Origin of the sequence: Streptomyces sp. CA-111067 (assembly GCF_050956065.1) — a bacterium.
In the GTDB taxonomy this organism is placed as follows: domain Bacteria; phylum Actinomycetota; class Actinomycetes; order Streptomycetales; family Streptomycetaceae; genus Actinacidiphila.
Window position 1 is genome coordinate 2771421 of record NZ_CP192103.1, and the last position, 12142, is coordinate 2783562.

Here is a 12142-nt window from a genome sequence, read left to right on the forward strand (position 1 = left end):
CGGTGCTATGCGGTATTCGACTGCTCCGGCCGGGTGGTGGCGGTGGTGGCGCGGTGTCGTACACGTGCTCGCCCTACGCCACTACGTTCCGTAACGGTCACCCGGGAGTGATCAGTTGCGCCTCCCATTCGCACAGAAACGGTCGAACCGTCCGTACGGGTGTGGCGAATCACCATCACGACGCTGGAACACCAACTCCGCCAGCCCATATGATCGTCGGCGAGACGAGTGCGACACGGGGAGCGGACTATGGGCAGAGCCTCGGGCGGCCCCGGCGCCGGTCCCGACAGCGCGGCACAGGTGATCACGCAGAGTTACAGCTCTGCCCTTGGCCGGCCGGATACCGAGCCGCGGCCGGGCGGCGCCGAACCGCAGGACGCTGACCTGCGCGACTACCGGGCGGCCTTCGCCATCGCGCGGTCCGCGATGGCGCTGCTCGGCCAGGACGGCGAGGTGCTGGCGGCCAACCGCGCCCTCGGCACGCTGCTGGGCACGGCCCCGGAACGGCTGGTGGCGGGCGGCGCCGGTGCGCTGCTCGGGCTGGCCGGCGACCCGCACGCCAGGGCCGCCTTCCACGAGGTGCTCACCGGCCGCCGCGACCGGCTGCGCTGCACGCGCAGAATCACCCGTCCTGATGGCACCGCGCTGCGCGCCGAGATCACCCTTTCGGGGACCGGCGCCCGCCCGCTGCTGCTGACCGTCGAGGACGTCGGCGAACGGGACGCGCTGCGCGAGCAGTTGCGGCACGTGCGGATGCACGACCCGGTCACCCGGCTGCCCAACCGGGCGCTGTTCTTCGAACGGCTCACGGACGCCTGCGAGTCGGCGTCGGCGGTCGGCGGCCCACCGGCCGCCGGTGCGCCGGTGACCGGCGGGGTGGTGGCCGGCGGAGTGGCGCCGGACGAGGCCGGCGGGCGGCGCGGCACCGGCCGGATCGGGCTGTGCTACCTGGACCTGGACGGCTTCAAGGCGGTCAACGACACCCTCGGCCACCGGGTCGGCGACGAGCTGCTGGCCGCGGTGGCCGGCCGGCTGCTGCACTGCGCCGAGCCCGCCGGGCACCTGGTCGCCCGGCTCGGCGGCGACGAGTTCGCCCTGCTGGTACGGGACTCCACCGGCACCGGGCAGGCCACCGACCTCGCCGAGACCGTACTGACCGCGCTCCAGCGGCCGTTCGACGTCGGCGGCCACCGCCTCGCGGTGTCGGCCAGCATCGGGGTGGTGGAACGGGAGGCGGCCGGCACCTCGCCGACCGGTCTGATGCAGGCCGCCGACACCACGCTGTACTGGGCCAAGGCCGACGGCAAAGCGCGCTGGACGCTGTTCGACCCGGAGCGCAACGAGCACCGGATGACCCGGCAGGAGCTGTCCCGCACGCTGCGGCAGGCGGTGGAGCGCGGCGAGTTCGTGCTCGACTACCAGCCGCTGGTGGCGCTGGACTCCGGCGAGCTGCGCGGGGTGGAGGCGCTGGTGCGCTGGGAGCACCCGCACTTCGGGCGGCTGGCGCCGAACCGCTTCATCGGCCTCGCCGAAGAGGACGGCTCCATCGTGCAGTTGGGCCGCTGGGTGCTGGCCGAGTCCTGCCGGCAGGCCCGCGCCTGGCAGAAGGAGCACCCGGACTCGGGCCTGGTGGTCAGCGTCAACGTGGCGGTGCGGCAGGTCTGGGACTCCGACCTGGTCGCCGACGTGGCCGCGATCCTCGCCGAGACCGAACTGCCGCCGCGGCTGCTGCAGTTGGAGCTGACTGAGTCCGCCGTGATGGGCTCGGCCGGCCGGCCGCTGCAGGCGCTGCACGCGCTGGACGAGATGGGGGTGCGGATCGCCATCGACGACTTCGGCACCGGCTACTCCAACCTCGCCTACATGAGCCGGCTGCCGGTCTCCACGCTCAAGCTCGACGGGTCCTTCGTACAGGGCTTCCGCTCCGCCGAGCACCCCAACCCGGCGGACGAGACGATCGTCGAGGCGCTGGTCGAACTCGCCCACCGGCTGGGCCTGACGGTCACCGCGGAGTGCGTGGAGAACGCCGAGCAGGCCGAGCGGCTGCGCCGGATCGGCTGCGACACCGGCCAGGGCTGGCACTACTCCCGGCCGGTGGACGCCGGATCCATCTCCCGGCTACTGGCGGCCTGACACCGAGGCGAGAAAAGGAATTCGCCGTTCCCGCCATTTTGCGACCGGTTCAAACGCACCGAGACCCGCGTCCTCGGGGACAGGACGCGGGTCACGGTGCGCGGCGGGGGTCAGTGGGGGTGGCCCCCGACGGGGGTCAGCAGGCTCCGTTGTCCTGCCACACGCCCCACTGGCCGGTCGTGCCCGGCTCCTCGTTGGTGGTCCACCACTTGGCGAGCCAGTTGTGGCCCTTCCAGGAGACGGTGTTGCCGCCGACGTAGACCGCCGAGGCGGACCAGGACGGCAGGGTGCAGGTGCCGCCGCCCGGCGGGGTGGTGGGAGGCGTCGTCGGCGGGGTGGTCGGCGGGGTGGTGGGAGGCGTCGTGGGCGGAGTGGTCGGCGGGGTGGTCGGCGGGGCGGTGCAGCCCGGCGCGGAGCCGTTGGTGGCGGTCACGATCTTGTTGAAGAGCGTGGCGCCCGGGTCCAGGTCGAGCAGCGAGTACATCATCGATCCGCCGAGGCCGTGGCAGTGTGCGTAGTCCGCCTTGGCCTGGATCGCCTGGGCGCCGAGCCCGGTCCAGAACTCGGTGCCGTTGTAGAACCAGTTGGTCTGGCTGCTCGGGTCGTAGAACGTGGTGGACGGGTTGTCCACCAGACCGGTCAGCTCCTTGTAGTACGCGGTGCCGGCGACCTGGCTGATCCCGCGGGCCGGCGCCGGTCCGGAAGCCGGCTGGTACAGGCCGTGGTTGCTACCGGCCGCGACTCCGGTCCAGCCCCGGTAGTACAGCGGGTAGCCCATGGTGATCTTGCTGGCCGGGAAGCCTCCTGGTATCCCGTAGGCCGGATCACCGGTGGTCCAGGCCGAGATGGCGTGGTCGGTGCTGTACTTCTCGGTGCCCGGCGGGATCGCGTTCGAGGGGTCGCTCGGCGACTGGTACAGCGGGTCCTGGAAGTTGGTGGGGCCGTTGGTCTCGAAGGCCCCGTGCATGTCGTACGTCATGATGTTCGCGTAGTCGAGGTACGCGCCGACCTTGTCGGTCTCGATCTGCGAGATCTTGTCCTGGCCGGCAGGCAGCGCCGCCGTCAGGTACATCTTCTTGCCGCCGTTGGCGGACCCGTACGCGTTCAGCTCGGTGCGGAACTCGGCCAGCAGCTTGGTGTAGTTGGCCTTGTCGTTCGGGCTGTAGTGGTTGCCGGTGTGGCCGCCGGGCGAGCCGGGGTACTCCCAGTCGATGTCGAAGCCGTCGAAGATCCCGGCCGCGCTGCCCGGGCCGCCGTAGCCGCCCTGCACCGGCAGGTTGCCCTTGATGAACATGTCGATGCAGGAGCTGACCAGCTTCTTCCGGCTGGCGTCGGTGGCCGCCGCGTCGGAGAAGAACTTGGAGTAGGTCCAGCCGCCGATCGAGGCGATGATCTTCAGGTTGGGGTGCTTGGCCTTCAGCTTCTTCAGCTGGTTGAAGTTGCCGACGATCGGCTGGTTGTAGACGTCGCCGACGCCGTCCACGCTGATGTCCGCGCCGAACGACTTCTGGTAGTCGGCGAAGGCGTCGCCCGCGCCGTCACCGGCGTTGGGGTCGGACTCGTTGGTGGAGTCGGAGGCCTTGGTGGCCTCGAAACAGGTGAGGTTGGTCGGGTCGATGTTCTCGAACGAGTAGTTGAGGATGTCGAGCTTGCCCGCGACTCCCGAAGTGTCCAGGTTCTTCGGGTAGTAGGCGTTGCCGTACACGCTCCACTGGTCGTAGTAGGCGATCTTGACGCCGCCGCTGCTCGCGGCGGCGGGGGCCGCGGCGGCCGGCTTGGCGGCGGCGCCCTTCGCGGTGTCCGCCTGGGCGGTGCCCAGGCCGCCGACGAGCGCGGTGACCGCGCCGAGGGCTACTGCGGCGCTCGCGGCGGCGGCCACGAACGCTCTCTTCCGGGACTTGCCTGACTGCACTGGTGCCTCCGGGGGGAGAGGGAGGGACGACAGAGGACTCGTGTTGCATGGATAGCCCCGTGGACAAGTACACGTCAATGGTCTGAACCAGACTTAGGACTAGACCAATTCTCCCCCTGCCGACCGGTCGGTAGCCTTCCGCGGACATGGCAAAGCCGCTCGTCAGCCGGGTGACGAGCGGCTTTAACGCTGACTTAAGGGTGCCCGGGGCCGGAAGTCCGATATTGGACCACCGGCCGGGAAGTCCCGCCGGGAAACGAGTCTTTAACCGGCGGCGACGTCCTTGGGAAACTCGTACGCGTCGGCGATCAGCTCGTAGGAGCGCAGCCGGGCCGCCGGGGTGTGCGCGTTGGCGGTGATCACCAGCTCGTCGGCGCCGGTACGGGCGACCAGTTCGTCGAGTCCGGTCCTGACGGTCCGCGGGTCGCCGTGGATGATGTTGACCATCCAGGACTCCACGAACTCCGCCTCCGCCGCGCTGAATTCGTACGCGGCGGCCTCCTCCGGGGTGGGGACGAGGCCGGGCCGTCCGGTGCGCAGCCGCAGCATGCTCAGCGCGCCGGAGAGCACCTGGCGGCGGGCCTGCTCGGGGTCGTCGGCGGCCAGCGCGGAGACCCCGATGGACGCGTACGGGCGGTCCAGGAACTCCGAGGGGCGGAACGAGTCGCGGTAGAGGGCCAGCGCCGGAACGGTGTTGGCGGCCGAGAAGTGGTGGGCGAAGGAGAACGGCAGCCCGAGCGCCCCGGCCAGCTGGGCGCTGAAGCCGGACGAGCCGAGCAGCCAGATCGTCGGCCGGGCCGCGGACTGCACGCCGCCGGGCGAACTGCCCTGGATCGGCCCGGGGATCGCGTGGATCCGGGCGTAGCGGTGCGGGCTGGGGAAGTCGTCGTCCAGGAAGCGGCTCAACTCCGCGAGCTGCTGCGGGAATTCGTCGGCGCCCTCGTGCAGCCGGTCCGAGCGGCGCAGTGCGGCGGCGGTGGCGCCGTCGGTGCCGGGGGCCCGGCCCAGGCCCAGGTCGATCCGGCCGGGGGCGAGCGCCTCCAGGGTGCCGAACTGCTCGGCGATCACCAGCGGCGCGTGGTTGGGCAGCATCACCCCGCCAGAGCCGAGCCGCAGGGTGCGGGTGTGGGCGGCCAGGTGGGCCAGGATGACGGCCGGCGAGGAGCTCGCGACGCCGGGCATCGAGTGGTGCTCGGCCACCCACATCCGGTGGTAGCCGCGGGTCTCGGCGGTCCTGGCGATCTCGACGCTGGTACGCAGCGCGTCGGTGGCGGTGAAGCCGCTGCCGACGGTGGCGAGGTCCAGGACGGACAGCGGCACCGGGGCGGTGCCGCGGACCGGGCCGCGAATGCCGGTGCTGCCGGGGACGGCCTCCGGGGTGCCCGGGGTGTTCGGGGTGCCCGGGATGTTCGTCGGCGTGCCGCTCTCGTCGCTTTCCCGGCCCTGTCGTACGTCCTCACCCACGGCGGGCGCCTCCTTGCTCGTTTACTGGCTTCCCCTGGCGAACCGGAGCGGGCATCCGGTTATTCCCGGCGGCCGGCCCGGGGCCGCCGGCGGCCCGGTCGGCCGGGCCGCCGCCGCATGGGTAGTGACCACGGCATATGCCATGGAGACGCCTTGCTGGCCGCACGCCTGCCGGGAGCCGGATAACCGGTCAACCACCTCTACCGGCAAGGCAATTGACGCTATCGTGGAGTGCGGCTGAGCTGTCGGAGGGGGTCCCATGACCTTCGTCCGTGACCAGCAGCGACAGCCGGTACGCAAACGGTCACACCTGTTGGGGGCCACCGTGGCGCTAGAGCAGCATCGTCAGACCGCACCGGTGTACGCGGTCCAGCATGCGCTGCGCGTGCTGGAATTCGTCGACACGCATGGCAACGGCGTCACAGCGGAGCAGCTCGCCAAGGACCTCGGCGTGCCGCTGACCTACCTCAACCAGCTGCTGGCGATGCTGCGCCGAGAGCGCTACCTCGGCTTCCTGCCCGGCGGCGGGTACGTCATCGGCGAGTCGCTGGTGATGCTCGGCTCCGCGCAGCACGACCAGGCACTGTCGGCCAAGCTCCAGGCGATCCTGGTGGAGCTGCGGGACGAGGTCGGGGCGGCGGTCTACTTCAGCCGCTACGACGAGGGCGAGGTCCGGATCGTGGACTTCGCCGACGGCCCGAACGCGCCGAAGGTCAACGAGTGGGTGGACTTCCGGATGGCCGCGCACGCGAGCGCGGTGGGCAAGTGCCTGCTCTCGCAGCTCGACCACAAGTCCCGGCTCGAACACCTCTCCCGGCACCGGCCGGCCCGGCTCACCTCCCGCACCGAGATCGACGACCGGGTGCTGCTGACGAAGCTGGACCGGCAGCCGGCCAGCGTGCCGACGCTGGACTACCAGGAGTACGCGGTCGGCACGGTGTGCGCGGCGATCCCGGTGACGATAGGCAGCACGGTGGCCTGCCTGGCGCTCTCGATGCCTTTCGCGGAGGCGCACCGGCTGCGTCCCGCGGTGGAGACCCTGAACGAGCGCGCGGCGCCGGTTCTGCTGACGATGAGCATCTGACTCCGCCGCGAGCCCCGGCGTCTGACTCCGCCGCGAGCCCCGGCAGGTTCCCCCGGGCGGGCCCGGAGGGCGGTCAGGTCGCGGCCGGAACACCGTCCGGCAGCAGGGCCAGCAACTGCCGGGTGTGGCCGGGCAGTTCGCTGTCCGCGAGGCCGCTGATCAGGCCCCCGAGCGGCACCGGCTGGTCGAGCATCAGCGCGCCGCCGGACAGCAGCAGCGTGGGCACGGGCGTGTCGAGTTCGGCGGCGCTCAGCGTCCCGGCGAGCCCGCACAGGGCGTCGGCCTGCGCGGCGATCCGGTCCCGCAGCCCGGCGGCGCCGCCGGACAGCGCGATCATCCGGTCGAGCGTCCAGGTGTCGGCGGACGTGCGGTTGTCGTAGGGAGTGACCGCCGCGGTCGCGACCGAGCAGACGGTCGTGAGGGTGGTGGCGTTCAGCAGGGCGATGTGGGCGAGGATCTGCTCCGCGCTCCACTCCCCCGGCGGCGGGACGGGGCTCGGGCCGGCCTCGGAGCCGGCCACCGTGGCGGCGGCATCGAGCAGCGTGCGGTAGGCGTCGCGCAGCGCGGTGGTGTCCATCGGATCCGCCCCCTTCACCGGTGCGCCGGGGACATCGACCAGGGCTCCTGCGGGAGGACGTCGCCGGTCTCCAGCAGGGACTTGAGGTTCGCCAGGACGGCCGGCCAGCCCTGCGAGATGCCGGCGTGCATCTCCAGGTTGGGCAGGTTCTCGTGCGTGACGGTGAGGCGGACGATGTCCTGGTAGGGCTCGACGAGGAAGGTGACGACCGAGGACTCGCGGTCGGACTCGGCGTCCGGGGAGTCCTCGAAGGTGATCACCAGCCGGGTCGGGGGCTCGGCCGCCAGCACCTTGCCGACTGCGTCGAGGGCGCCGGAGTCGTCGGCGCGCAGGTGCTCCCAGCGCGAACCGGGCTGCCAGTCGGAGATGTTGCGGTGGCCCCAGAAGCGGGCGGTCAGGTCGGCGTCGGTCAGCGCCTGCCAGACCTGCTCGGCGCTCGCGCGGATGTAGGTGGTGTAGACGTAGGTCGGCACCGGGGCTGATGCGTCGGACATGGCTGCGTCGGACATGGCGTACTCCTCTGCCTGGTTCTTGATGGCGCTGAGCGCTCGCACGCGGGGCTTGTCGAAGCCCGAGATCCAGCGGACCTCGATCTCGTGGATCAGGGCGGGGTTGAGGTAGTGCAGCCGCTCCCGCCCGCGCCGCACGACGGTCACGAGCCCGGCGCGCTCCAGCACGTCGAGGTGCTGGGTCGCCGACTGGCGCGCCATCTCCAGGCGGTCGCACAGCTCGCGGAGCGTCTGCCCGTTCTGCTCGTGCAGCCGGTCGAGGAGCAGCCGCCGGGTGGGATCGGCCAGTGCTTTGAATACGGCGTCCATGGCGCCCGCTTCGAGGCTCACGCCTCAATTATGCAGGCATTCACCTGCCTATTGTCAACCACGCCCGGCCCGGGCGGGGCGCGAGAGGGGCGGGTAGCCGCCTGGCGGAGGTGCGCCAGGTGGGGGCGGTGTGCTGGGGGGTACTGGGCCGGTAGATCATGGACATGACTTTGAACCCACGCCGGACCGCCGTGTCCGCGGGCGCCACCGCGCTCGTCCTCGGCACCGCCCTGCTGCTGCCCGCCGGGGCCGCCGCCGCGGCGGAACCCCAACCGACGGCGCCCACCGCGCACGCCGCGCAGGCGACCCCTTCCGCCACCACCTCCACCATCACCCTGGTCACCGGCGACACCGTGCACGTCACCGCAGACACCGTCACCATCGACCGCGCACCCGGCGCGTCCGGGCTCGTGCACGTGCGCAGCTACGGCGGCGACACCTACGTCGTCCCCGACGAGGCCCAGCCCCTGCTGGCCGCCGGCAAGCTGGACCGGCGGCTGTTCGACGTCACCGCGCTCGTCAAGATGGGCTACGACGACGCCCACAGCGGCGGCCTGCCGCTGATCGCCACCTACACCAAGGCCGCCCGCGCGGCCCGTTCACTCCCCGACGCGCCCGCCGGCTCGCACACCGTGCGCTCCCTGCCGAGCATCGGCGGCGCCGCGCTGAAGACCGACAAGGCGCACTCCAGGGCCTTCTGGGACACCCTGGAGCCGGGGCCGGCCTCCGGGAAGGCCAGAACCCTCGACGCCGCCACCGGCATCGACAAGCTCTGGCTCGACGCGAAAGCCGAGGCCGACCTGAAGGACTCGGTGGCGCAGATCAACGCCCCGCAGGCGTGGGCGCAGGGCTACGACGGCACCGGCATCAAGGTCGCCGTGCTCGACACCGGGGTCGACGACACCCACCCCGACCTGAAGGACGCGATCGCCACCGAGCAGAGCTTCGTGCCCGACCAGGCCGTCACCGACGGCAACGGCCACGGCACGCACGTCGCCTCCACCATCGCCGGCAGCGGCGCCGCCTCCGGCGGCACGGAGAAGGGGGTCGCGCCCGGCGCGAAGCTCCTGGTCGGCAAGGTGCTCTCCGACGAGGGCGAGGGCCAGGACAGTTGGATCATCGCCGGCATGGAGTGGGCCAAGGCCCAGGGCGCCGACGTGGTCAGCATGAGCCTGGGCTCGACCGTCCCCGACGACGGCACCGACCCGATGGCGCAGGCCGTCAACTCGCTGTCTGCGGACGGCGGTCCGCTGTTCGTGATCGCCGCCGGCAACGCCTACACCGCGGGCAGCATCGGCGCCCCCGGCTCCGCCCGGGACGCGCTGACCGTCGCCGCCGTCGACAAGTCCGACCAGCGCGCCGACTTCTCCAGCATGGGCCCGCTGACCGGCAGTTACGGCCTCAAGCCCGACCTGTCCGCGCCCGGCGTCGACATCACCGCGGCCATGCCCGGCGGCGGCTACCAGACGATGTCGGGCACCTCGATGGCCACCCCGCACATCGCGGGCGCCGCCGCCGTCCTGCGGCAGCGGCACCCGGACTGGTCGGCGCAGCAGCTCAAGGACACCCTGATGAGCAGCGCGAAACTCCTGCCCGACCAGCCGCCGTTCGCGCAGGGCACCGGCCGGGTGGACGTGCTCGCCGCGGTCAACTCCACGGTCGAGGCCACCGGTTCCGTCGACACCGCCGCCTACGCCTGGCCGCACGACGACGCCAAGCCCGCCACCCGTACGATCACCTACCGCAACTCCGGTACGGCGACGGCCACGTTGGACCTGGCGACCGACACCGCCGACCCCGCCTACACGCTGTCGGCGCAGACCGTCACCGTGCCGGCCGGCGGCTCCGCGGACGTCACCCTCACCCTCGACCCGGCGGGCGTTCCTTCCGGCACCACCTTCTCCGGCCAGGTGCTGGCCACCGACCCGGCAACCGGCGACGTGGTGGCGCACACCGGGTTCGCGCTGGAGAAGGAGCAGGAGCTCTACAACTACACGGTCAAGCTGGTCGGCCGGGACGGCAAGCCGGCCGCCGGCACCGTCGTCCTGGCGCAGGACGGCAACCCGTACCCGTCGCCGCTGCCGGTGGACGGCCAGACCACGCTGCGCCTCGAGCCCGGCACGTACATGGCGTACGCCGAGATCGACGTGCCCGGCGACACCCCGGACTCGCTGGGCCTGGCGGTGCTGATCGACCCGGAGACGGTGCTCAGCAAGGACACCACCGTCACCCTGGACGCGAGCAGGGCCCGGAAGGTCAGCGCCGCGATACCGCACAAGACCACCCGACTGCGGCAGTTGCACGTCGACATCGCCCGTACCTTCGCCGACGGTCAGCTGGTGCGGGACGCCGCTCCGCTGCCGCTGACGTACGACACGCTCTACGCGAGCCCCACCGCGAAGGTCGGCAGCGGCACGTTCAGCTTCGTGACCCGGTGGCGGCTCGGCGACCCGACCGTCACGATCAGCGGGCACGGCCACGACCTGGACGTCACCCCGCAGCCGGGCGCGGCCCTCACCGACGGCAGGTCCCACCTGAAGGCCGTCTACGCCGGGCAGGGCGCGAGCACCGACTACGCCGGGACCGACGCCCGCGGCAAGGCCGTGGTGGTGGACCGCTCCGACGCCGTCACCCCCGCCGAGCGGGCCGCGGCGGCGACCGCGGCGGGCGCCAGGCTGCTGATCGTCGTCAACGACGGCCGCGGCAGGCTGCTGGAGTCCTACGCCGACGACCAGGGCGCCGACACCCCGCTGACCGTCGTCAGCCTCCAGCACGACGCCGGCGCCGCGCTGATCGCCGACGCCAGGGGCGGCAAGCTGAAGCTGGACATCGGCGTGCACAAGGACACCTCCGTGCTCTACGACCTGCTCGACCAGCACGACGGCACCATCCCGAACCGGTCGCTGGCCTACACCCCCGACCCGCGGCGCGACCTGGCGAAGGTCCAGTCCACGTTCAACGGCGACCGGGCGCGGGCCGGCGGCGGCTTCCGCTACGACATCCCCGCCTGGGGCCCCGGCGTCGGCTTCGCCGAGCAGGAGTCGTACCCCTCGACCCGTACCGAGTACGTCTCCAAGGAGCACGGCGCCGGCTTCTGGTACGAGGAGCACTCGGTCTACTCCGCCGACTACAGCGCGCAACTGCTGGAGGAGCGCGGCGGCGAGGACCACTTCACGCCCGGCCACACCTACCGCACCTCGTGGTTCGGCGGGATCTACCGGCCGCGGCTGGGCACCGGCTACTGGGGGCCGAGCCGGTCCTCGTACAACGACATCCAGTTCAACATCACCCCCTGGACGGACGGCGGCACCGGGCACTCGGGCGCCATGCCGCAGGACGAGTACGACGGCCGCACCACCTACGCCGCCTACCAGGGCGACACCCTCGTCGACCAGGGCGTCGGCCGGGCCGGCGGCCTGTGGGACCAGCCCGCGCAGACCCTGCCCTACCGGCTGGTGATCGACTCCGCGCGGGACGCGGACCTGTGGAAGACCTCGATCCGCACCCACACCGAGTGGAACTTCGTCTCGGGCCCGGTACCGGCCGACCCCGGGCAGGAGGACGTCAAGCTGCTCCAGCTCGACTACGACGTGCCCACCGACACCGCCGGTGACGTACCCGCCGGGCGGCGCACCACGATCGGCCTGGCGTCCGCCACGCAGGAATGGCTGGACAGCGTCACCCGGGCCACCACGGCGACGCTCTCCGTCTCCTACGACGACGGCGCCAACTGGCAGCCGGTGGCCCTGGACAAGGACGGCAAGGGCCGCTGGACGGCGCGGATCACCACCCCGCGCACCCACGGCGGGTTCGTGTCGCTGAAGGCCACCGCGTCCGACGGCAGGGGCGGGGCGGTGAGCCAGCAGATCATCAGGGCGTTCGGCCTGAAGTAGCGGGCCGCACGCGGCGGCGGGGGTGCCGGGCTTGAGGGGATGCCCGCGCAGGCGGGGGTGCCGGGCTTAATTGGTCCGCAGCACCCCCGCCGACCACGTATGATGGTGCACGCAGGCGCCGCTAGCTCAGTTGGTTAGAGCAGCTGACTCTTAATCAGCGGGTCCGGGGTTCGAGTCCCTGGCGGCGCACCTGAGACGAAGGCCCTCCGTGTTGTCCGCGGGGGGCCTTCGGCGTGTCCGGGCCCAGGGCGTGTGCTCCGC

The 12142-nt window shown here is 72.0% G+C and carries 7 protein-coding genes and 1 tRNA gene; 4 read left to right on the forward strand and 4 right to left on the reverse strand.

Translation table 11 applies throughout. From position 1 onward, the window contains the following. The first annotated feature begins 249 nt into the window (after positions 1–249). On the forward strand, positions 250–2133 hold the full coding sequence (locus ACQPW6_RS11975; RefSeq protein ID WP_433889568.1) for a putative bifunctional diguanylate cyclase/phosphodiesterase: 1884 nt from the start codon (positions 250–252) through the stop codon (positions 2131–2133). 136 nt (positions 2134–2269) lie between these two features. Here the strand turns inward: ACQPW6_RS11975 and ACQPW6_RS11980 are convergent, their stop codons facing one another. Together ACQPW6_RS11980 and ACQPW6_RS11985 are read right to left on the reverse strand one after the other, a co-directional pair. Further along, positions 2270–4012: a glycosyl hydrolase family 18 protein gene (locus ACQPW6_RS11980; RefSeq protein WP_433889569.1), complete on the reverse strand. Its 1743-nt coding sequence runs from the start codon at positions 4010–4012 to the stop codon at positions 2270–2272. Between the two features lie 297 nt (positions 4013–4309). Next, the gene (locus ACQPW6_RS11985; protein WP_433894509.1) at positions 4310–5452 is read right to left on the reverse strand and encodes an LLM class flavin-dependent oxidoreductase; all 1143 of its coding nucleotides are present in this window, start codon (positions 5450–5452) and stop codon (positions 4310–4312) included. Positions 5453–5834: 382 nt separating this feature from the next. Here ACQPW6_RS11985 and ACQPW6_RS11990 point away from each other — a divergent pair, with 382 nt between their 5' ends. Continuing rightward, entirely contained in the window at positions 5835–6593 is a 759-nt protein-coding gene (locus ACQPW6_RS11990; RefSeq protein ID WP_433894510.1) for an IclR family transcriptional regulator, read from the forward strand. Between the two features lie 73 nt (positions 6594–6666). On the opposite strand, the gene ACQPW6_RS11995 is transcribed toward ACQPW6_RS11990, so the two are convergent. Then, positions 6667–7170: a DinB family protein gene (locus ACQPW6_RS11995; protein WP_433889570.1), complete on the reverse strand. Its 504-nt coding sequence runs from the start codon at positions 7168–7170 to the stop codon at positions 6667–6669. Between the two features lie 14 nt (positions 7171–7184). Continuing rightward, positions 7185–7988, reverse strand: a complete 804-nt coding sequence (locus ACQPW6_RS12000) for an ArsR/SmtB family transcription factor (RefSeq protein WP_433894511.1) — start codon at positions 7986–7988, stop codon at positions 7185–7187. A 164-nt stretch (positions 7989–8152) separates the two neighbouring features. Here ACQPW6_RS12000 and ACQPW6_RS12005 point away from each other — a divergent pair, with 164 nt between their 5' ends. After that, entirely contained in the window at positions 8153–11881 is a 3729-nt protein-coding gene (locus tag ACQPW6_RS12005; protein ID WP_433889571.1) for a S8 family peptidase, read from the forward strand. Positions 11882–11996: 115 nt separating this feature from the next. After that, a tRNA-Lys gene (locus tag ACQPW6_RS12010) sits at positions 11997–12070 on the forward strand. Positions 12071–12142: the final 72 nt, after the last annotated feature.

Excerpts from the sequence above, each read along its gene's own strand:
- ACQPW6_RS12000 (WP_433894511.1), bottom strand. The coding sequence starts at position 7,988 with ATGGACGCCGTATTCAAAGCACTGGCCGATCCCACCCGGCGGCTGCTC.
- ACQPW6_RS11995 (WP_433889570.1), bottom strand. The coding sequence starts at position 7,170 with ATGGACACCACCGCGCTGCGCGACGCCTACCGCACGCTGCTCGATGCC.
- ACQPW6_RS12005 (WP_433889571.1), top strand. The coding sequence starts at position 8,153 with ATGACTTTGAACCCACGCCGGACCGCCGTGTCCGCGGGCGCCACCGCG.
- ACQPW6_RS11975 (WP_433889568.1), top strand. The coding sequence starts at position 250 with ATGGGCAGAGCCTCGGGCGGCCCCGGCGCCGGTCCCGACAGCGCGGCA.